This is a genomic window from Chloroflexota bacterium, assembly GCA_014360825.1.
Classification (GTDB): domain Bacteria; phylum Chloroflexota; class Anaerolineae; order UBA2200; family JACIWT01; genus JACIWT01.
Genome location: JACIWT010000010.1, coordinates 1 through 21692, shown reverse-complemented (window position 1 = coordinate 21692; position 21692 = coordinate 1). Strand labels below are relative to the sequence as shown.

Below are 21692 nucleotides of genomic sequence, written 5' to 3'. Positions count from 1 at the left end.
AATTGAATGCATTGGAAGCGCTGCGCGCTGTCCACGAAAACCGCTGCCGGAACTGGTCCACCCGCCATCCTGACCGCCGTGCCCTAGGTTACATCTGCACCTATGCCCCGGAAGAAATAATGCACGCGGCGGGGTTCACGCCCATCCGGCTAATGGAGAGCCCCGATCCCATCACCGAGGGTGAGGCCGTGCTGCCCAGTTTCTGCTGTGCCTTGGCCCGTTCCTGCACCGACCAGTTGCTCAAGAGAAAGTTTGATTTCCTAGCCGGCGTCATCTTCCCCCAGACTTGCGATACTATGCAGTGTTTGGCTGATATCTGGCGCATGACACAGACTGAGATAGCCATTCTCCATTTCGCCCTGCCGACTGCGATAGAGAGCCCCCACGCTCTGGACTACACCGTCGCCGAGTTACATCACTTCGCCGCCGAGTTGGGTTCGCGATTCGATGCGCCCGTAACCACAGAGCGACTGTACGAGAGTATCGCGCTTTACAACGAGACGCGGGACCTACTGACCCGCCTATATGCTTCGCGTGACAGGTTGTCTGCCGCCGACGTGTTGGCCATCGTGAACGCCGGGATGCTGATGCCAAAAGAAGACTATAATCCCCTACTCCGCCAGGTGGTGGAGGCACAGCAGACCGAGCCCCCATGCCCCGCTGACGGAAAGCCGCGCTTGATTCTCTCGGGAGCCATCCTCGACGACTTAGCGCTTGTTGCACTGGTGGAGAACGCGGGGGCCCACGTGGTTGGCGATGACCTATGTAGTGGCAGCCGCTATTTCGATACGCCTGTAGCCATCGGTAGTGATCCTTATGTCGAGTTGGCAAGGCGCTATCTGAATCGCGCCCCCTGCCCTTCCAAACACGCTCCGGGCCGCGACCGTGGTGAGCGGTTGATCGGACTAATACAGCAAAACCGAGCCGATGGCGTGATCTTCTTCATCCCCAAGTACTGCGACCCCCACGCTTTTGATTATCCACGGCTGAAGTCTGTGTTAGAGAGGGCAGGGGTGCCTCACCTATGCCTGGAAACCGAGCACACGGTGGCCTCGGGCCAAGTGCGAACAAGGGTCGAGGCATTTGTGGAGATGATAGGATTTGACTGAGGGGAAGCGAGAAAAGAAATATAAGAAACTGCGCACCGCAGCGGATCTCGAACGCCTAATGACCCGGCACTACACGATTGGTAAGTTTGTCGGGCGATTCAAACCAGTGGCCTGGGTAACAAGCGGGGCACCGGTGGAGATCTTGCGAGCGATGGACATTTTCCCCATCTATCCTGAGAACTACGGGGCGCTGTGTGGAGCACGGCTGGCAGCCGTCCCACTGGCTCAGGTGGCGGAGGCGCAGGGTTATTCGCCAGATCTATGCTCCTATGCTCGGAGCAACTTAGGGTCCGTCTTCGACGCCAAAAACGCGCCGTTGGGCGGATTGCCTCGTCCTCACCTCCTCATTTGCTGCAATAATATCTGCAGCACCGTAGTCAAGTGGTACGAAGCGCTGGCAGCGCATTATAACATCCCCCTCTTTGTGCTGGACACGCCGTTCCTCCACGATGGTCTCGCTGATCACACAGTTCACTATGTCCTTGCCCAGTTCCGCGAGATGGTCGCTTTTCTGGAGCATCATACTCGTCGCACTCTCCATCTACGAAAATTGAGCGAAACTATCGAGTTGGCAAACCGAGCCATCGTGCTGTGGGGCGAAATCCGCGCCCTATGCAAAGCCAAACCCTCGCCCCTGAATGCTCCCGACCTCTTCGTCAATATGGCCCCCATCGTGGTGCTCCGGGGGACCAAAGAGGCAGTTGGGTTCTACAAGAAACTCAAGGCGGAGGTCGAGGAGCGAGTGGAGTGCGGCATCAGCGCTTTGCCAGAGGAGCGATACCGACTCCTCTGGGACAACATTGCGATATGGCATCACCTCTTTCGCTTTTATCGCTACTTTGTGGATTATGGCGCCTGTTTCGTGGTGGACACGTACACAGGGGCGTGGTCCACGCAGATCCAGTGGAACGAACCCCTGGAGAGCCTAGCCCGGGCTTACACGACTGTCTTCCTGAACCAAAGCCTGGAATACCGGACTGAGCTCACGATACGTTTGTTGAACGAGTACGAAGTGGATGGCTTCGTCATGCACTGTAACCGCAGTTGCAAGCCCTATTCGCTGGGTCAATATGCGATAAAGGCTGAGTTAACGGCCCGCACCGGTCTGCCCGGCTTCATCTTGGAGTCGGATATGTGTGACTACCGCGCCCACGCCGATGAACCTACCAGAACGCGTATTCAGACCTTTATGGAGGCGCTGACCACTCGGGTCGGAAGGGGGTGATCGCAGCCATCCGAGCATTGACATTCCCGGTTATCTCTGTTATACTAATGTTAGATCGTATTGGAATAAGGTCCGTCTTCACCCGGACCACAAGGGCAGAGACCCAATTGCCGATGCCCAACGGCAGAGAGGAGGAGAAATGGAAAGACCCTGGCTGAAGCATTATGAGCCCACCGTGCCGCCAAACCTCACGTATCCGGAATACCCGCTCCACGTGAACTTAGAGGAATCCGCCCGAAAACACCCCAACGTTGTAGCAACGATTTTCCACGATGCCAAACTCACCTACGCGCAGTTGAACGCCCTGGCCGACAAACTGGCTGCTGCTCTGCAGAACCTCGGCGTCCAAAAAGGTGACCGGGTGGCTATTTACATCGCCAACACGCCGCAGTACGTGATCAGTTATTATGGCGCATTGAAGGCGGGCGCTATTGTAGTGCCAATCAACACCCTCTATGCCCCGCGCGAAGTACAGTATCAGGTGAATAACTCCGGCGCGGAGACCATCATCGTGATGAGCAATTTCTACAAAGCGGTGAAATCCATTCGCGCCAACACCGGGCTCAAACGAGTGATTGTCACCAGTGTGAAGGAGTATCTCCCACCGCTCATCCGGCTGCTCTTCACGCTCTTCAAGGAGAAAAAGGAGGGCCACTACGCAGACATCAGTGGTGACGCGGATACCTACTGGTTCCAAGACCTGATTCAGAAGGCTCCGGACAAGCCGAAGAAAGTGGAAGTATCGCCTGAGGATATTGCGTGCCTCCTGTACACTGGTGGGACCACAGGCGTGCCAAAGGGCGCAGAACTCACCCATCGCAACCTGATGGCAAACGCCATCCAGTGCAAACACTGGATCACCGACGCGACTGAGGCCCAAGAGGCCGTGCTGGTTGCGCTCCCGCTCTTCCACAGTTATGGCATGACTACCTGCATGAACTTCGGTATCCAACAGGCAGCGACCCTGGTGCTCATACCTAACCCGCGAGACATCCCTGATATCCTCAAGAACATTGATAAACATAAGCCCACGCTTTTCCCGGGCGTGCCCACGATGTACGTGGCCCTCAACAACCATCCCGAGACGCCGAAATACAACCTACGCTCTATCCGCGCCTGCATCAGCGGGGCTGCCGGGTTGCCTGTGGAAGTCCAGACGAAGTTCCAGGAACTGACGGGGGCGCGACTCGTTGAGGGATATGGTCTCACGGAAGCATCGCCCGTAACCCACGCCAACCCCATTTACGGCGAAAACCGCATCGGCACCATTGGCCTGCCCTGGCCCGACACCGACGCCCGGATCGTGGACCTGGAGACCGGCCAGAAGGATATGCCGCCCGGCGAGATCGGCGAACTGGTGGTCAAGGGGCCACAGGTGATGAGGGGCTATTGGAACATGCCCGAGGAGACAGCCAACCAGTTGCGCAATGGGTGGCTATATACAGGCGATATCGCCAAGATGGATGCCGATGGCTACTTCTCCATCGTGGACCGCAAGAAAGATATGATCATCGCCGGCGGATTCAACATCTACCCACGTGAGGTGGAAGAGGTGCTATACGAGCACCCGAAGGTGAAAGAGGCGGTTGTGGCAGGCATCCCCGATCCCTACCGCGGCGAAACCGTGAAGGCTTACATCCTGCTCAAGGAAGGCGAGACGGCCACCGCAGAGGAGATTATCGAGTACTGCAAGGGCAAGATGGCGAAATTCAAGGTGCCCACCCTGGTAGAGTTCCGCACCGAATTGCCCAAGACCATGGTCGGCAAAATCCTGCGTCGCATCCTGGTCGAAGAGGAAAAGGCCAAACTGGCCAAGGGCCAGTGAAAAAGCGAGTGGGTCTGAAGGACGAGAAAGGGCTTCCTTTTCTGGAAGCCCTTTCTATGTGCCTGCCGCCAGGCAGATCGTCATCGGCAGGGTAGAAATACAGGCAGCGAATGTCAGAAGGATCAGTACTCACCTCTCCTGAAGGGCACCCCTAGGGCAGTTGGCCCCTTGGCTTCCCGGGCCACTACAGCCAGCACAGCGACGGTCAATAGATAAGGGAACATAAGCAACAACTGGTGAGGCACTGGGGCATTCATAGCCTGGAGCCATACCTGCAGGGCATAAGCGCCTCCGAAAAGCAGTGCCCCGGCGAAAGTGCGATAGGGATGCCATTTACCAAAATAGACGATGGCGATGGCGATAAATCCACGGCCTACAGTCATGTTCTCCCAGAACATTCTCAGGTGGGCCACTGAGAGCACCACGCCCCCCAAGCCAACTAACACTCCTCCGAGGACGACACACAGATACCGGATCAGGTTCACGTTGACCCCTAGGGTATCGGCTGCCCGAGGGTTTTCCCCCGCTGCCCTTACTTGGAGGCCGAAGGTCGTGCGATACAGCACCAGCACCGACAGCGGGACGAGGAGGATAGCCAAATAAACCAGAGCATTGTGCTGGAATAGGATGGGCCCGAGAACAGGAATGCGATTTAGGAGAGGGATGGGAAGGTCCTGGAAACCCTCGACGGTAGGGGGTGAGATGCGTATGCCAAAGGTGATGCGATAGAGAAAACTGGAGAGTCCCAATCCCAAGAAGTAAATGCCCATCCCACTGATCACCTGGTCCACCCGCAAAGTCACGCTGAAAAAAGCCATCAAAAAGGCCATTAGGGCACCCACAGCCATGCCCAGCAGAGTGCCAACCCACAGGTTACCGGTATGGAATGCCCCCCAGAATCCGGCGAAGGCTCCCATGAGCATGATCCCCTCTACCCCGAGGTTCAATATCCCCGCCCTTTCGGTGAGGATCTCGCCTATGGCGGCAAAGACGATAGGGGTAGAGAGACGAAGTGTGCCAGCCAATAGACTGACCAGAACCGCCTGGTTCAAGACGGTTTCCCAGCTCATGTCAAGCCCTCCTGACCCGGTAACGCACCAAGACATCGCCTACCAACATGAACAGCACCACCAGGCCCTGGATAGCGAGCACGAGGGCAGAGGGTGTGCCGATGGCACGTTGCATGGCCTCCATGCCCACCACCATAGCCCCGAAGAAGATAGCAGCCAAAATGGCCCCGAAGGGATTTAATTTGCCCAAGAGGGCCACGACGATGCCGGTGTATCCATAGCCAGTGGAGATACCGTCCAACAAACGATAATGCAGGCCACAGATTTCCCCTGCCCCGGCGAGTCCTGCTAACCCCCCGCTCAAGAACATAGCCAGAACAATACTGCTTAGCACATTGATGCCCCCATAACGGGCTGCGACTGGATTGGCGCCCACGGCCCGGATGCGATAGCCCCACGGCGTCCGAAAGAGGAAGACGTAGATTACGCCAGCCGCGAGAAGAGCGACGATCACGCCCACGTGAAGCCGGGTGCCAGCGATAAGGCGAGGCCATTTCGCCGAACTGGCGATGAGGGGTGACATGGGGAACCCACCAGCGATGGAGGGATCTCGCAAGGGGCCTCGTACCAAATAGTTCAGCCCATAAATCGCAATGTAATTCATCATAATGGTGACGATGACTTCGTTCACTGTCAATCGGGCTTTGAGCGCTCCGGCTATCGCCCCCCAAAGTGCCCCGGCCAGGAAACTCACTGCCAACACCACGAGGAACAGCATCCCCTTCGGAAGATAACCAAAGTTCAGGCCAGCCCAAGTGGCGGCAATGGCCCCGGCGATGAGTTGTCCTTCCCCACCGATGTTCCACACTCGGCCACGGAAAGCCACGATCATGCCCAAGGCCACCAGTAGAAGCGGCGTGGCCTTGACCAGGGTCTCGGCCAGGCTTTGCACACTACCGAAGGCTCCACTGAAGAGAGACAGATAGGCCACCCAAGGGCTGGCTCCAGCCATGACGATCAGAACCGCCGCAGCCAAGAGAGCCATCAGTATGGCCAGAATGGGAGCCAGCACCTTTCTCAGAGTCGAAGGCTCTGGTCCTTCTTCGACCTTAAAATTCAGGATCTTCAAACTATTCTCTCCTCCGTCCGTGCCCCGCTCCATGAACACTCCCTTCCTCTCCCTTATGAGGAGAGGAAGGGAGTTGGTAACCAGCCAGACCCATCATCGGCCCTGTCGCCATCACTCTTACACGTCATTGCAAAGACCGAGCAGAATTGGTCCGATCACTTATGGCCCGCCGGTCTCGATCTCGCCCGCGATGATCTTGTTCTTGATTTCGTTGAGCAAGGCGATTACATCTTCAGGCACGGCGGCATTGAAATCGGCCAGTGCCAGGCCCTTGTTGGCCAGGTCGGCCCAATAGGTCTTGCCACCTTTGATGCCGGCTTTGTAGTCTTCGATCCACTGCTCGTAGACTGCGTCCCAGTACCAGACTCCGCTGGTGAGGACCAATTCTGGGGCTAGTTCTCGGGCGTCCGCGCCATTGCCGAGGCAAAACACCTTCTTCTCTTTGCATCCGGCTATGGTGCCTAGCACCACGCCATCGCCCATCGTAGCGATGACATCTACCCCAGCATTGGCCAGGCTGATGGCCGTCTCCTTGGCTCCGGCCACGTCATGGAAGTGCCCAGTATAGACCTTATGGATTTCGATGTTCGGGTTGACCGACTTGGCTCCCAATTCGTAGCCCTTGGCAAAGCGAGCCAGTTCGGCCACCTCGAGCCCGGCGACGTAGCCGATTTTGCCGGTCTTGGACATCTTAGCGGCTAACACACCCTCCAGATAGCCCGTCTGGTCAGTGCGCACGTCGCAGAAGGAGAAGTTAGGCGCGGCTTCCCAACCAGCCGTGATGAGAAAACTCACGTTGGGGTAATCTGGAGCCACTTCTTTGATCGGCTCCTGGAATTGGAAGCCGTGTCCGATGATCAGGTCATAGCCCTTCTCGGCGTAGTAGCGCAGGGCAGGCACAATGTCCACGGCGTCGTACACACCTTCCACCCAGGCAGTCTGGATCTCAGGGCCCAATTTCCCCTGCAGCCGCAGGAAAGACCGATAGCCGGCCTGGTTCCAGGCCATGTCATCAATGCGGCCGGGCATGATCATGGCCACTTTGAGCACCTTGGGCGGCGCTGGGGTAGGTGGGGGCGGAGTAGGAGTGGGCGGCACGGGCGTGGGAGGCGCCGTTGGCGGCGGGGGCACCGGTGTGGGTGTGGCAGCGGGCGCGCAGGCAGCGACGATACTGGCGGCTACTACTAGGATGGCCAACAAACTCCAAAGCCTACTCGTTCGCAACATGGTTCTCCTCCTTTCGAAAGTTGTTTCGCGTACTCGGGGCAAATCGCCACAATCTGCCTACAACTATCTCCACGGGAGCACGTACGATTTCCTCGGCTATCACCTCCTTTTGGTATATGTTCGATTGTTCATCACTTCCCGGGACGGTCTCGGGTAATTTCGTTTCACATGACCGGCCATCGCGGTCGAATCTCTATCCCTGCCCGTCGGTATAATTTCTCCGCCCGCTCTCTGGCCTCAGCCAAGATGCGTTCCTCGTCCATAGTGAGCACTCGCCCACCTTGCACGATGATCTTGCCATCAATGACCACAGTGTCCACATCCTGCCCCGTAGCAGCGCAGACGATCGTGGACACCGGGTTGGGACTCGGCGTAAGGTGGGGCTTGTTCATCGCGATGACGACGAAATCTGCCTTTTTGCCCACTTCCAACGAACCGATTTGATCGGCCAGCCCCATGGCTTTCGCCCCGTTGATGGTGGCCATTTCCAAAACGGTCTCGGCGGGCATGATGGTCGGGTCCAGCGCACGCACTTTGTGCAGGTACGATGCCCAACGCAGGTCACGAACCATATCGTAGGCGTTATTGCTGGGGCCACCGTCGCAACCGATGGACACGTTCACCCCAGCTGCCAGCATCTCGGGCACGGGGGCGATCCCAGAGGCTAATTTGGTATTGGAGAGGGGGTTGTGAGTAACGTGGGTGCCAGTGCGGGCCAGTCGGGCGATGTCATCTGCGTCCATCCAGACCGCGTGGATGAGGAGTACGTTCGGGCCAAGAAGCCCCACGCTCTCCATATACTCCGTGGGTGACATACCGTACTCTCGCCGGATATATTCCACATCAGCCTGCACTTCGGCCAGGTGAATGGTAACGCTCATGCCCCGTTCGGCGGCGTGACGAGCCACGCGGCGGTAGAGTTCGGGGGTACAGCCGCCTGGGGGTCGCGGGCCGAACCAGACCTGGATGCGCCCGTCAGCAGCGCCTTGCCATTTGTCGTGAGCCTCCAAAGCCTGGCGCATGCTGATTTCAGGGTCTTCCTTCATACCGGGATACATGATATCGGTCTGAGTGGCGTAGGTGGGGATATCCATGACCACTTTGGAGAGGGCAGCCCGGATGCCGGAGCGCACCACCACCTCCGCGATGCCGTCGAAACCGTAGCGCCCGGCGATCATGGATTCCACGAAAGCGGTGGTGCCTGATTTGAGCATCTCCAGGATACACAACTCGGCGCTGGTGCGACCGTCGTCCTCGTCGTAGTTGCCCTGGAGCACCCACACCCGCTTGGAGAGCCAATCAATAAGAGATAGATCATCGGCGCAACCCCGGATCATGGCTTGAGCCAGGTGGACGTGGGTGTCCACCAGTCCAGGCAGGACGACGTTGCCCTGGAGGTCCACTTGCTGATCGTGGGGGAAACGGGCCTGCACTTCCGTCGCCTTGCCAATGGCAGCAATGCGATCGCCCTGGACGGCGATGGCTCCCTCGGTGATGATGCGGCGCCGGGGGTCCATAGTGATAAGCGTGCCGTTCTTGAAGACCGTCATCTTCGCTCCTTTCGACGCCATTGTACGGGATATATTATGGGGGATCGGGAACCATGCCCTTAGTATACTCTCGTTTAAGTCCCCAAGTCAAACATCTACGGTTGTCGCGCGGAGTGAGCGACGATGAACTTATAAGCCCGAGCCCAAACTGCCTCCCGCTCGCTGTCAATGGTGATGCAATGGCCAGAGTTCTCGAACCAAACCAGTTCCTTGTCCGCCGAACCCAGGCGATCGTAGATGATCTGGGCGCTGTCGGGAGGGATATGGCGGTCGCATCTCCCTTGCATAACCAAAGCCGGTATCTGCACCCTCGCCAGTTCTCCTCGCACCAGCCAGAGGAGTTCGCCCAGACTGACCACGCAGCGAGTGGGGAGCCGGTCGTAGGACCAGTAACGGCTCTCTGCCTCCGGGTCGGTCAGATCGGATTCTATATCCGGGGTCACCCAGTGGACGAAGGACTGTACCAGGGGCAGGAAGCGGAAGCGCCAGTCGGCGATATAGGCTGGGGCAGACATGACAATAATTCCGGGCAGAGGATAGTGGGCCGCCAGGTGCAGGGTCAGCAGCCCGCCCATTGAGAGGCCGGCCACGAAGACGCGGTCGCAGCGGTCCTGGAGTTCCCGAAGGCCCTCCTCCGCCGAGGCGACCCAGTCCCGCCATCCGGTGCGCGCCATATCCTCGGGGGTGGTGCCATGACCAGCCAAGCGGACGCCCCGCACGGTGAGGCCCTGCGATGCCAGGTATTCGCCCATAGGTCGCATCTCGGGCGGGCTGCCGCTGAAGCCGTGGATCAGCAGGCAACCAGTGGGACCGCCTGGGAAGAAAAAGGGATTGAGATCTAACGGGTTCATGGAAGTCCTCCTCAAGTGGAGCAACTAATGGCTGAGAAAATGTGCAGACGCCATGCGGCAATCGCCCTTTCTTAAATTATACCGCAAAAGTCGGCAACATCAAGCGCTTCGGGTATTCTCTTTGTCGAGCAAGGCGAATGTAGGTGATCTCCGCACCAGTGTGGGGAAACGGGTGATGGGGGTGGGCATCGCGCCCAGGGTATTATACGCCCTTCAGTCCGGTTGTGGCGATACTCTGGATGAAAAAGCGCTGGAACAAGAAAAATATAATGATGATAGGCAGAGCATTAAACAGAGACCCGGCCAGGATGATGGAATAGAGCGAGTAATATTCCCCCTTAAACCACTGCAACCCTAATGGCAGGGTGAAGTTCGTTGGCGTGCGCAACACAATGAGCGGCCACATGAAGGCATTCCACTCCCCCTGGAAAGTGAACAAGGCCAACGTGATAAGCGATGTCTGGCTGAGAGGCAAAATGAGTCGGAAGAAAACTGTGAAGCGATCAGCTCCGTCTATGTAGGCTGCTTCCTCCAAATCTTTGGGGATACTCTTGAAAAACTGGGTCATCATGAACACGCCGAAGGCAGTAGTAATGCCGGGAAGGATCACCGCCCACAAGTTGTCGATCAAGTGGAAGACACGAGGGCCAATGATCAGGAAGTTGGTTATGATGGTCACTTGACCCGGAATCATCATGGACACTAGCATGGCTGTGAACAGGAGATTCTTGCCAGGGAATTTCATTCGGGCAAAAGCATACCCACCCATGGCGCAGAAAAGGGTGCGAACGAGGCAGAGAAACACGGCCACGATAGTGCTGTTCAGCAACCACTGTGGAAAATACTCAAACTGGGTAATTATCTTGGCATAATTATCCAGCGTGAAAGGCTGCGGCCAGAACAAAGGCTTGTCATAGATGTTTTGTACTGGCTTTAAGGAAAACACCACTGACAAGTAAAATGGGGCGATGGAGAGAATAGCCCAACCGATCAAGATAGCATAGAAAAAAGGCTGCTTGAGGCGATCCCACCAGCTAACTTCGTGCCGGATAGCGCCGCGTAGGGCAACACTTGTTGCTGCCATATCTTTTACGCTCCTTCTACTTGGGCTCCAGCGCCCTCAATGATGCGACGCTGGAGTATCGTGGCCGCCAGGATCATCAGGGCCAGGATAAAGGCTACGGCCGACGCCCGGCCCATGTGAGGCGTGGTGCTCTGGAAAGCCCATTTGTAAATCAAGTAAGCCATAGTTGTAGTTGAATCCAATGGGCCACCGGCAGTCATGACATAAATCTGGTCGAAAACCTGGAAGCAGCCAATCATGCCAATGGTGACTACGAAAAAGATCACTGGTCGCAGGACAGGGATGGTAACATAACGGAAAATCTGGAGGCGGTTAGCACCGTCAATGGCAGCCGCCTCGTAGAGTTCGGTAGGAATGTCTTGCAAGGCAGCCAGGAAAATGAGCATCATTGTACCAATGGTGCTCCAGATGTTGACTATCATAATAGTGGGTAGAGCAGTATTAGGGTTGGTCAGCCAATCCACCCGAACGCCGAACAGGCTCATCAAAATCATGTTGACGATGCCGGTGTTGGCGAACAACCACAAGAAAATCAAGGAAATAACCACCGAGGATGTTACTGAAGGCACGTAGAAGGCAGTGCGGAAAAAGCGACGGAATTTCAACTTCTGGTCCAGAGCAAACGCTACCACCAGGCTGATCACCGTCTGAGTAGGCACGACACCGATCACGTATTTCAGCGTGTTGGGTATGGCGTGCTTGATAAAGGTCTCATTGGTGAGTAATCTCACATATTGCTGGATGCCAATCCACTGGGGCGGGCTGAAGAGATCGTATTTGGTGAACGAGAGATAGAAGGCGTAGGCTACAGAAATGGCGGAGAAAAGGCCAAAAGTGAACAGGTAGGGCAACAAGAAGATATAAGCCGTCAGCCATTCGCGGCGAACAATGTAGGGACGAAAGAGAGCGAGTATGATTGCCAACACCCCAACCACCAACCCAGCCCGCACGCCAACAGCCAGAAACCCTTGCATCGTCTGCCCCTTTCCTAAAAAACACGAGAGGGTAGGGGTGGAGTCCACCAGGGGTGAACCCCACCCCAACCGAGTGCAAGATCACTCCGCTAAAATCTTGCGGATCTCATTCGCCGCTTCTTTCAGGGCATCGGCCGGGCTTTGCCCCTTCAAGTAAACCCGCTCCAAGGCCTTGCTCATCTGATCGTTCACGTCAGAGCCGTGCAGGCCCCACATAAACGGTGTGGCGAACTCCGCTCCCTTGAAGATGGCCGCCGAATCTGGATGATCCTTGAAGTAAGGGTCATCAGCCAGAGCCGCTCGTGATGGCAGAGCAAAACCGCTCTGCAAGACGGTGGTCTGGCTCTCTTTGTTGGTCAGGAAGTTGATGACCTTCCAGGCCGCCTCAGGGTTTTTGCAGTTCTTGGAGATGACGTAGGCCACTGTGAAGACCAAGTTACCCTCGCCCTTAGGGCCTGCCGGCGGAACGACCACCCCGTACTGGGTATCGGGGAATTGTTCCTTCAGGTAGGGGATCAGCCAACCACCCTCGAAGACCATGGCCATGGTGCCTTTGCCGAACGACGTTCCTTGCCAGCCATCGCCCACATCGGCGGGAGTAGCCCCGCTCTTATCGGCGCGGAAGCCGGTGTAGAACTCAGCCGCGGCAATGGCCTCCGGGCTATCCAGCAGGGTGTCGGTAAAGTCAGCGTTCATGATATGGCCTCCGTTTTGGAAAACGAAGATGGGGAAACGGCCGGCGTCAGCAGGCACGCCCAGGCCATAGATGCCTTTATCGGGCTTGGAAAGGGCTCTGGCAGCGGCCTTCATGTCGTCCCAGGTCCAGTCGTCGGTGGGCGCCTCCAGGCCAGCCTCGGCGAAGTACTTCTTGTTGTAGAACAGGCCCAGAGTGTTAAAATCCTTAGGGATGCCGTAGACCTTGCCCTGATAGGTGAAAGCATTAATCAGGGTGGGGACGAAATCCTCTTTCTTCACCCCATCTTTGGCCATGTACTCGTCTAGCGGCACCAACACCCCTTTGGTGGCATAGAACAGGAACTGGAAGATATCCATGTAGTAAATGTCCGGTTCCTGCCCTGCAGCCACCATGGTACTCATAGCTGCCCAATAGTCCCCAGTGATGGGCTCGTATTTGACGATGATGTCCGGATTAGCCACTGAGAACTTGTAGAGCAGTGATTCGAGGAGCGCTGTCTCCTGGGGGTTGGCGGCCCAGCCGGAGAGACGAACCTCGATCCTCTCCTTTTCCTTTTCCACCACTACTGTCTGTGGCGCCACAACGGTCTCTCGGATGACCTGGGGCGTCGGCGTCGGGGCGGGAGCGCAAGCACCCAGGGTCGTAGCCAGCGTAGCGACAATTACTGTGGTGGCCACTAAACGAACTATGCGCTTGTCCATCTTACTCCTCCTTGTTGTGTGGTTGCTTCACCATCTGATCTCAAAATTCGTTTCGGTTCAGGTATCACCTCCTTTGTGATCATCCCGCTGCGCAACTGGCCACCACTTTTCCAAATGCAATGGCTTTTTGCCTCGATGGAGGAAAGTGACTACAATTAGGTAGCACCATAGGCCGTCCCGGGGCAAACTATGCCTGTCCCTAGACAAGGCCCTGCGCGACGGGGGTGCTTGGGAGAGCCACCGAGAGTCCGGCGAAAGACGCTTAGGTGGCTCTCCAACTTTCTTAGGACTGTTAAGTTAGTTTTCAGTGGTCGGGCTAAAGTATTCACTCCGTCTATGTTCCAATGCTTCTAGAATATTCTGCCATTGGAGGCCAATCAGGCTGGGGAAGATCACATCAGCGCGGCCCACGCGTGTGACCGGTCCCAACCCTACCACCCACATACCGGCTGTTTTGGCCGCCTCCACCCCAGAGGTTGCGTCTTCAACCACGAGGCACTGTGACGGTGGTAGCCCCAGTTGTTGCGCTGCATGGAGAAACAAGTTCGGGGCTGGTTTGGTCTGCGTTACGCTGTAGCCATCGGAGATGGCGTCCACCTGACCAGCGATGCCCAGTTGCTCGATGACATCGCGAGCATTTTTACTGGCTGAGGCGATGGCTACCTTGATGCCAGAGGTCTTTAGTTCCTTCAACAAATCAGCCACACCTGGCAGAAGGTCTGCCGGTGTTATCTGCTTGATCATCTGGCGATAGTACTGGTTCTTGCGCTCCATCAGAGCCTGGACCTGTTCTTCGGTCACTGGCCGGCCCCTCAATAGCAGTTCCAGCGACTCCCGCCGCGATATCCCTCGGAGGGCTTCATTGTCCTCGCGGGTGAAGGGAATGCCCTCTTCATCAGCCAGACGCTGCCAGGCCCGATAGTGATACTCCGCCGTGTCAGTCAACACGCCATCCAGATCAAAGATAACGCCTCTGATGTCCATTCTTTCCCATTCCCTGGGGTGTCCTCATTGTCGAAAATCAAACTCGTGCCACCGACCTCGGTGCTGAAGTCGGAAGCGGAGCCTTCGCCAGCCTTGCGGCAGCCGGGGGGTAGCCGTCAGCCCCTCTTCAGCCAGGTGCACGCCGCCGAAGCCAAAGACCACTGCCTGCCACGTTCCTCCTGCTGAGCCCCCATGGATACCATCCTGGGTATTGCCTCGTAAGCCTTCCAGGTCCATCAAAGCCGCCTCCATGAAAAATTCGTAGGCAGTTTCTAACTGACCCAACTCGCAGGCCAAGATGGCGTGGATGCTCGGTGAAAGCGATGAACCATACGTCTGGTCGGTGCGAGGGACATAGTAATCCCAGTTGACCTGCTTGGTCTGATAGTCGTAGTGGTCACCTAGCAGGTAAAGGAGCATTAGCACATCAGGCTGTTTGATCACCTGTACCTGCTGTGTCCTCTCCACGCCCAGCAAAGATTGTACAGAGCGAGTGCGCGGCTCCAGGCTCCTCAGATCTGGGTCTTCCAAATCGAAAAAGCCATCGAATTGTTCCATGAGTCCGGTTTCATGGTCATGGCTAATATAGAGACGGCTAATGACGTCAGCCCAATGGGCAAGCCGCTTTGGGCACAAATCCAGCTGGGCGGTGAGTTCCATAGCCTTTTCTGGAGAATGCTGGCGCAACCACATTAAGGTCTCCAGCGCAGTCTTCAGGTGCCACTGTGCCATGCAGTTGGTGAAGACCGAGTTGTTCACATGCTCGTGATTTTCGTCCGGGCCAATGACATCGTTGAATTCGTAAGAGCCCCGTTCCTGATTCCACTCGGCACGACTGCCCCAGAAGACGGCCGTATCGAGGATGATCTCGGCCCCATAATGGACCATGAATTCGTCGTCTCCGGTAGCCTGCCAATATTGCCACACGGCATAGGCCACGTCGGCGTTAATGTGGAGTTCGATGTCGCCACACCAGATGCGCACCGGATCCTGGGTCGGCCCGATGGCCCAGCGAGGGGTTACTTCGTCGCCGGTGGCTGCGCTCTCCCAGGCGAAGATAGCCCCCTCGAAGCCAGCATTCTTGGCTTTGCGCCGCGCCCCAGGGAGAGTATGATAGCGGTACATCAAGAGATTACGGGCCAGGGCCGGCTGGGTAAAAGTGAAAAAAGGCAGCATAAAGATCTCGGTATCCCAGAAAACATGACCCTTATAACCATAGCCAGATAAGGTCTTGGCCGGAATACTGACTCGGCCGTCCTGGCGGGGAACGGCCGCCAGAAGTTGAAAGAGGTTGTAACGGACGGCTCGCTGGGCGTCTTCATCGCCCTCGATGACGATGTCGCAATCGGTCCAGGTTTTCTCCCATGCCGCCTCGTGGGCCACGCGTAAGGCTTCATAACTTGGTAATTGATCCAGGTGGGCCAGGGCCTCTTGTCGCACATCGGCTGTCTCCCGCGAGGTGTAGAGAACTACCCGTTTCTCAGCAGTGATGGTCTGGCCTGACGCTACTTGACACAAGGCAGTGAGGGTTGGATGATATTCACAATTCTGGCCCTCAAATTCTGGAGAGTCAGCCCCCACAATGTTCAGACTGGCGGCCAAACACAACTCGATCCCCGTGTGGCGGGTGCGGCTATGCAACCATATTGCCCTTGGGCTAGCCCCTTGGTCCAGGTGGTCCCAGTGCACCACGCCCTGATTGTCCACGCAGCCGCTGAGCCCAGTGTGGAATTCCAGAAGGCCCCGGAAGTCCCGCGGGGTGACCTGGTAGCGGATGGCCAAAGCATGTTCATCGGCTAGGCTCATGAACCGCTCGATGACCAGATCTACCATGTGGCCGGCAGGACTTTGCCAGCGCACCCACCGGGTAAGCACGCCATGGCCCAGGTCTAAGATGCGTTCATAAGCCAATATCCGGCCTCGGTCTAATCCAAAGCGCTCACCTTCCACCAATAGGATGAACGGCAGCCAGTTGGGACAATTGACCAACTCGGTGTGGAAAAGCGGGAGGTCATCAAAGACCCCGTGGACGAGGGTGGTGGGCCAAGCGCCGGGATAGCCCTCCTCAAACGCGCCGCGGGTGCCGGCATAGCCGTTGCCTAATGTGAACAGGGTTTCTTTGTGATGAAGCTGCTGAGGATCGAATTTGTTTTCGATAATTCGCCAGGTGTCCATAATCCACCTGTTCGTGGAATTAGATCACTCATATATAACTGGGCCACCACTGGATTCTCGTATGATCAGACTCGGGGTCAGGAGTACGTGCCTCTCCACCAATGGTTCCTCCCGGATGAGTCGGATAAGCATGTCCATAATGCGCTGGCCCGCCTCCACGATTGGTTGGCGTACCGAAGTCAGGGGCGGGCGCAAGTACTGCACTAAAGGCGCGTCGTCAAAGCCGATGATGGCCACATCCCGGCCCACACCGAGGCCGCGGTTCTGAATGGCGTTCATGGCCCCGATGGCCATGAAATCGCTCACGGCCATAATGGCAGTGGGGCGGCGATCAGCTGGCAAGTCCAGGAGTTGCCCTGCTGCTTGCTGACCAGCAGTGACAGTGTGCTCAGTGCGCACGATCCAGGCTGGATCAACCGAGATCCCGGCGCTGGCCATCGCCTCCAGGTAGCCCTGTAGGCGGAGGGTGCCAGTTAGCGAGTCTTCCGGCCAGGCGATAAGGCCGATACGGCGGTGTCCCAAGGCCAGCAAATGCTCGATGGCCTCTCGGACACCACCTTGGTTATCCACATCCACATAGGCGAAATCCCAGTCCGGATTGGCCCGCCCGAAGGCAACAAAGGGAAAGCCAATTTCCATCAAATAGGCGATGCGTTGGTCGTTCAGATTGGTGCTGGAAAGGACAAAGCCATCCACGCGGTTGGTGGCGATCAATGCTTCGTAGGCCTCGACCTGGGCGTGGTCCGGCGGGCAAGGGAAGGGCAGGATGTGGTAGCCAGCCTTCTCGGCTGTTTCGATCATGCTTTGCAGGAATTTGTCGAGAATGGGGTTGAACTGATCTGGTGGAGCGGGGTTCCAAGAGTAGCCAATCATGCGGCTTTCGCCGGCCTGGAGGCCTTGAGCAAGGACGTTGGGGCGGTACCCTAATTCGCGGACGGCCTGCAGCACGCGTTCACGGGTGCTCTGGCTGACAGACTCGCGGCCGTTAAGAACGTAGGAAACAGTGGCAATAGAGACTTCTGCCCGCCTGGCGACATCCTTGATCGTAGCCACGTACTCTTTCTCCCCTTCAGGTTAAACGTTTAATAACAAAGCCAATAAATACCCCCGTTTTCCCGGGGCCAGAGAACTTAATCGTTTAAACTAAAATAATTATACCACAATCTTGTGAATTGTCAAGTTTCTCTATTATTGCTATTTGGATCCAATTTTGTCCCCTCCCCCCGCTGCGCTATACTTTGCATTACAAAGGACTGATGGACGACAAATACCTCGAAACACTCGAATATCCCAAGATCATCGAGCGGCTGGCTGGATACACGGACTTCTCTGCTGGCCGCGAACTGGCGCTGGCGCTGCGCCCTTCTTCGGACATCGCCGAAGTGCGGCGGCGACAGCAAGAGACCAGCGAGGCCCGCGCTTTCCTGGACCTCAAGAGCGATGCCTCGGTGGGCGGGGCCAGGGATGTGCGCCCTTTGGTGCACCAGGCCCGCCTGGGACGTGTCCTGGAGCCGGGTGAACTCTTGGACATCCGCGGCACACTGACCAGCGGACGGGTGTTGCGTCGCGCCATCAGCCGGCTGGCTGCGGAATTCCCCCTATTGGCTCAAACAGCGGAGGGCATTCAGGAGTGCCCCGAACTGGTAGCCAGCATCGAGCGGGTCCTCAACGACCGGGGCGAGGTGCTGGATAGCGCCAGTCCCGCTCTGGCCCGCATCCGCCGCGACCTGGCTACCACCCACGCCAGGCTGTTGGAGCGGCTGAACCGCATCGTCAACGACCCCAGGAACGCCGCCTATCTCCAGGAAGCCATCGTAACCCAGCGCGAGGGGCGCTACGTCATCCCCCTCAAGGCCGACTTCAAAGGTCGCATCCGCGGCTTAGTGCACGACCAATCCGCCAGCGGCGCTACGCTCTTCATCGAACCGCTGGCCACGCTGGAACTGGGCAACCAGTGGCGCAAACTGCAACTGGACGAGGAGCAAGAAATCCGCCGCATCCTCTCTGAGTTGACCGCGCAGGTGGCTGAGGCAGGCGAGGCCATCATCGCCACTGTAGACGCCCTGGCTGCACTGGACCTGGCCTTCGCCAAGGCGAAGTACAGTTACCAACTGAAGTGTGTAGCGCCCGAACTGGTGGACCTGATCGAACCGACTGCCACCCGCCTGCATCGGGAGCGCGAGGCGCGGCGCCATCATCCAAGCACGATTGTGGACCTGGTGCGGGCCCGGCATCCGCTACTGCCCCCGGAGACCGTGGTGCCCATAGATGTTTGGCTGGGCGGCGATTTCGACATCCTGGTCATCACCGGACCCAATACGGGCGGGAAGACCGTAACCCTGAAAACGGTGGGCCTTCTGGCAGCGATGGCTCAGGCGGGCCTGCACATCCCGGCCAGCGAGGGTTCGGCGCTGGCTGTGTTCGATGGCCTCTACGCCGACATCGGCGATGAGCAGAGCATCGAACAGAGCCTGTCCACTTTCTCGTCGCACCTGACCAACATCATTGATATCCTCGCCAAGGCGAATGAGCGTTCCCTCGTCCTGCTGGATGAATTGGGCGCTGGCACCGATCCGGTGGAGGGCTCGGCTCTGGCGCGGGCCATCCTCTCCACGCTGCTCGACCGGCGCATCCCGGCAATGGTAGCGACCCATTATCCGCAACTCAAACTCTACGCCCACTCCACGCCGCGGGTGCAGAACGCATCGGTGGAGTTTGACTTGGAGACGCTCTCGCCCACGTATGAACTGACCATCGGCCTGCCGGGCCGGAGCAACGCGCTGGCCATCGCCTCGCGGCTGGGGTTGAGCGCGGAGATCATCGAGCGAGCCAGGACCTGGGTCTCTGACGGCGACCAGGAGGCGGATCGTCTCCTGGATGACATCCGCACGGCGCGAGAGGAGACCGCGCGCGCCCGACGGGAGGCTGCCGCCGCCCTGGCCCGCATCCAGGAGCAAGAGCGTGAATTAGCACGCCGTCTGGCCGAGATCGAATCGGAGCGCCAGGAATTGCTGGCCGAAGCCCGCGAAGAACTCCAGCGCATTCGCGCCGAATTGCGCACCCTGCGGGCAGCGATGGAGACCCAGTCCATCACCGCAGAGTGGATCGCCCAGGCAGAACGGCGTTTGGAGCAAGTGAAGGTCGCCAGCGCACCGCAGCCCGTGAGTCGGGTGACCAGTGATCTGCGCGTGGGAGATCGGGTGTGGGTCTCACATCTGAATCTGGAGGGTGAAATCGTTGCCTTGGACGAGGAGGGAGCCGAAATACAGGTGGGCAATTTTCGCGTGCGGGCGGACCCGGCGACTCTCGAATTCCGCAGCCGCCCTGAGGTCTCCCAAGCAAAGGCTCGCTCCCGAACCCGCCTGCCGACCCCGTCCACGCTGGTCCCCCGGCAACTTCATCTGCGTGGCGCGCGGGTGGAAGATGCGCTGATCGAACTGGACAAATACCTGAACGACGCCTACCTGGCCGGGATGTCCGAGGTATCCATTGTCCACGGGAAGGGCACGGGAGCACTGCGCCGCGCCGTTCGTCAGGCGTTAGGGGATCACCCCCTGGTGAGCAACTATCGCCCCGGCGAGCAAGGTGAGGGCGGCGATGGCGTGACGGTGGTCACGCTGGCGGTAGGATAGATCGCCTGCGGGCAAGGTCGTGGTCTGGAGACCACTCCCACGCGCCATTTGACCGAATTCGGTAGTGGGCGTATGATATAGCCGGATCGAGGTGTTAGGGATGCCACTGTACGAATATCGCTGCCAAAACTGTGGTCATAAGTTCGAGTTACTGCGCGGGTTCAGCCAGGCTGACGAGCCTGCTACCTGCCCCGCCTGCGGACAGCCGCAGGGACAGCGGCTGCTCTCCCTCTTCGCTTGCCTCAGCAAGGACTCCTCCGGCGTGACCAGCGCCATCCCCGGCACGGGCAGCGCCTGCTCCACGTGCGCCGCTACCTCCTGCGCCGGCTGCAAGAGGTAGCGACCCTGGCGTCGGCCCAGAAGGCGCCCCACAATCTTTCAAATACCAACATCCCTCATGCAAATAATCAAGACATTTATTCGCATCACAACTCGTTGCCCGAACACAGGTTCCCGAAGAACAAGTTCCATTTGAACAGATTCCCGTGGCTCCTGTCAACCTGTTTCCCGCCGACGCTCCTCCAGCCACCCGACAGCATTTCTTATAATGCGCCCCATATCGTCCGCAGTTCAAAAGCCCCTGGGAAATATCACAAAGGCCGTAGGCAATATCCCCATCGGCATCATAACTTCCGGCTGGAGTCCTCGCCTCATCACACCGGTCAGCAGTATTGCAGTCCGTCGTCTCCCAACCAAATTCAAAGGATGTTCGGTCTGGTAATTTCTGCCTGCAACAAACTGCCCAGGCATAACTCCAGGCAGGGACAGAGCCACAATTTGAAGCCCCACAACAAAAGTCTGCAGGTTTTGGGCCAGTACAACAGGCCTCCTCACATCCCGCATCGCCGTAACACCCTGCTCCAGGCTGAAGTCCACATTTGGTATAACCATCCGGACAATAAACCCCAGCCTCAGCCGGTTGGGGCAAAATCAAAAAGACAGCCAAAACTAAAAACAAAGCAACAGCAACCTTTTTCATTTTAATCAAAATCTTTGGCAGTAATTTCTACCGGCTCTCCTCCCTTCTCATAAAGAAAAAGCAGGTTCACCTCTCCGTAAGGAGAAAGCGTTTGATCTGCCCTACCTATCTGTTCACCTTTGGAAACCATCCCCGTCCTGTATTCGGGATTTCCTAAGTAGGTGCAAATCAGATGGTCCCGGCCGTTAAGGACAGAAACCGTTTGAAAGGTTTCTCCGCCATATTCCGGATTCATCACCACATGTCCGTATCTTAACTCTCCATCCAGCGCTGCCAAGAAAGGTGTTCCTGCAGGTAAAAGATAGCCAACCCCGGCGTATCTTCCTCCTAAAGTTATCTTCTTGCCCTGTTGGCAAAACTCTTTAGGCACAGGACAGGAGAGACCAAAACGGCCTTTGCTTTGCCAAAAGGCTCCGGGTGATGGCAGTACACTCCTGTAAAATCAAACGGCGTGTGGTACACTATGGCGAACAAACCCATCACCATCCCGGAAGGGTAGAAAGGACCACACGCCATGGAAAGGATACCACCGAGTGAACG

The 21692-nt window shown here is 57.3% G+C and carries 15 protein-coding genes and 1 pseudogene; 5 read left to right on the top strand and 11 right to left on the bottom strand.

The annotated features are described in order from the left end of the window. Positions 1-2 precede the first annotated feature (2 nt). From H5T64_08080 to H5T64_08070, 3 genes are all read left to right on the top strand, one after another. The gene (locus H5T64_08080; protein MBC7264304.1) at positions 3-1109 is read left to right on the top strand and encodes a 2-hydroxyacyl-CoA dehydratase; all 1107 of its coding nucleotides are present in this window, start codon (positions 3-5) and stop codon (positions 1107-1109) included. Beyond that, a complete protein-coding gene (locus tag H5T64_08075) occupies positions 1102-2334 on the top strand; it encodes a 2-hydroxyacyl-CoA dehydratase (GenBank protein MBC7264303.1) in 1233 nt (410 codons plus the stop codon). The genes H5T64_08080 and H5T64_08075 overlap by 8 nt, the downstream gene beginning before the upstream one ends. 139 nt (positions 2335-2473) lie before the next feature. After that, on the top strand, positions 2474-4159 hold the full coding sequence (locus H5T64_08070) for a long-chain fatty acid--CoA ligase (GenBank protein MBC7264302.1): 1686 nt from the start codon (positions 2474-2476) through the stop codon (positions 4157-4159). A gap of 122 nt (positions 4160-4281) precedes the next feature. Here H5T64_08070 and H5T64_08065 read toward each other — a convergent pair whose 3' ends face one another. The 10 genes and pseudogenes from H5T64_08065 to H5T64_08020 form a co-directional block, all read right to left on the bottom strand. Then, positions 4282-5229 (bottom strand): ABC transporter permease, encoded by a 948-nt coding sequence (locus tag H5T64_08065; GenBank protein MBC7264301.1) that lies wholly within the window; start codon positions 5227-5229, stop codon positions 4282-4284. Between the two features lies 1 nt (position 5230). Beyond that, on the bottom strand, positions 5231-6298 hold the full coding sequence (locus H5T64_08060; GenBank protein MBC7264300.1) for an ABC transporter permease: 1068 nt from the start codon (positions 6296-6298) through the stop codon (positions 5231-5233). 159 nt (positions 6299-6457) lie between these two features. Then, positions 6458-7525: a BMP family protein gene (locus tag H5T64_08055; protein ID MBC7264299.1), complete on the bottom strand. Its 1068-nt coding sequence runs from the start codon at positions 7523-7525 to the stop codon at positions 6458-6460. A 164-nt stretch (positions 7526-7689) separates the two neighbouring features. Beyond that, positions 7690-9075, bottom strand: a complete 1386-nt coding sequence (locus H5T64_08050) for an amidohydrolase (GenBank protein ID MBC7264298.1) — start codon at positions 9073-9075, stop codon at positions 7690-7692. A 95-nt stretch (positions 9076-9170) separates the two neighbouring features. Beyond that, positions 9171-9926, bottom strand: a complete 756-nt coding sequence (locus tag H5T64_08045) for an alpha/beta fold hydrolase (protein ID MBC7264297.1) — start codon at positions 9924-9926, stop codon at positions 9171-9173. Positions 9927-10128: 202 nt separating this feature from the next. Continuing rightward, on the bottom strand, positions 10129-11010 hold the full coding sequence (locus tag H5T64_08040) for a carbohydrate ABC transporter permease (protein ID MBC7264296.1): 882 nt from the start codon (positions 11008-11010) through the stop codon (positions 10129-10131). A gap of 5 nt (positions 11011-11015) precedes the next feature. Then, complete coding sequence (locus H5T64_08035) at positions 11016-11984, bottom strand: sugar ABC transporter permease (GenBank protein MBC7264295.1); 969 nt, start codon at positions 11982-11984, stop codon at positions 11016-11018. A gap of 81 nt (positions 11985-12065) precedes the next feature. After that, positions 12066-13370 (bottom strand): ABC transporter substrate-binding protein, encoded by a 1305-nt coding sequence (locus tag H5T64_08030; GenBank protein ID MBC7264294.1) that lies wholly within the window; start codon positions 13368-13370, stop codon positions 12066-12068. Positions 13371-13679: 309 nt separating this feature from the next. Continuing rightward, positions 13680-16541: pseudogene (gene pgmB / locus H5T64_08025) on the bottom strand (beta-phosphoglucomutase). Between the two features lie 24 nt (positions 16542-16565). Beyond that, the gene (locus H5T64_08020; protein ID MBC7264293.1) at positions 16566-17594 is read right to left on the bottom strand and encodes a LacI family DNA-binding transcriptional regulator; all 1029 of its coding nucleotides are present in this window, start codon (positions 17592-17594) and stop codon (positions 16566-16568) included. 203 nt (positions 17595-17797) lie between these two features. Between H5T64_08020 and H5T64_08015 the strand changes: the two genes are divergently transcribed. Continuing rightward, the gene (locus H5T64_08015) at positions 17798-20173 is read left to right on the top strand and encodes an endonuclease MutS2 (protein MBC7264292.1); all 2376 of its coding nucleotides are present in this window, start codon (positions 17798-17800) and stop codon (positions 20171-20173) included. Between the two features lie 100 nt (positions 20174-20273). Then, positions 20274-20513, top strand: coding sequence for a zinc ribbon domain-containing protein (locus tag H5T64_08010; protein MBC7264291.1), 240 nt, complete (start codon positions 20274-20276; stop codon positions 20511-20513). A gap of 640 nt (positions 20514-21153) precedes the next feature. Here H5T64_08010 and H5T64_08005 read toward each other — a convergent pair. Beyond that, complete coding sequence (locus H5T64_08005; protein MBC7264290.1) at positions 21154-21522, bottom strand: hypothetical protein; 369 nt, start codon at positions 21520-21522, stop codon at positions 21154-21156. Positions 21523-21692: the final 170 nt, after the last annotated feature.

Bases quoted from the DNA above. Each gene is read 5' to 3' on its own strand.
- H5T64_08070 (MBC7264302.1), top strand. From the start codon at position 2,474: ATGGAAAGACCCTGGCTGAAGCATTATGAGCCCACCGTGCCGCCAAAC.
- H5T64_08065 (MBC7264301.1), bottom strand. From the start codon at position 5,229: ATGAGCTGGGAAACCGTCTTGAACCAGGCGGTTCTGGTCAGTCTATTG.
- H5T64_08055 (MBC7264299.1), bottom strand. From the start codon at position 7,525: ATGTTGCGAACGAGTAGGCTTTGGAGTTTGTTGGCCATCCTAGTAGTA.
- H5T64_08050 (MBC7264298.1), bottom strand. From the start codon at position 9,075: ATGACGGTCTTCAAGAACGGCACGCTTATCACTATGGACCCCCGGCGC.
- H5T64_08045 (MBC7264297.1), bottom strand. From the start codon at position 9,926: ATGAACCCGTTAGATCTCAATCCCTTTTTCTTCCCAGGCGGTCCCACT.
- H5T64_08040 (MBC7264296.1), bottom strand. From the start codon at position 11,010: ATGGCAGCAACAAGTGTTGCCCTACGCGGCGCTATCCGGCACGAAGTT.
- H5T64_08035 (MBC7264295.1), bottom strand. From the start codon at position 11,984: ATGCAAGGGTTTCTGGCTGTTGGCGTGCGGGCTGGGTTGGTGGTTGGG.
- H5T64_08015 (MBC7264292.1), top strand. From the start codon at position 17,798: ATGGACGACAAATACCTCGAAACACTCGAATATCCCAAGATCATCGAG.
- H5T64_08010 (MBC7264291.1), top strand. From the start codon at position 20,274: ATGCCACTGTACGAATATCGCTGCCAAAACTGTGGTCATAAGTTCGAG.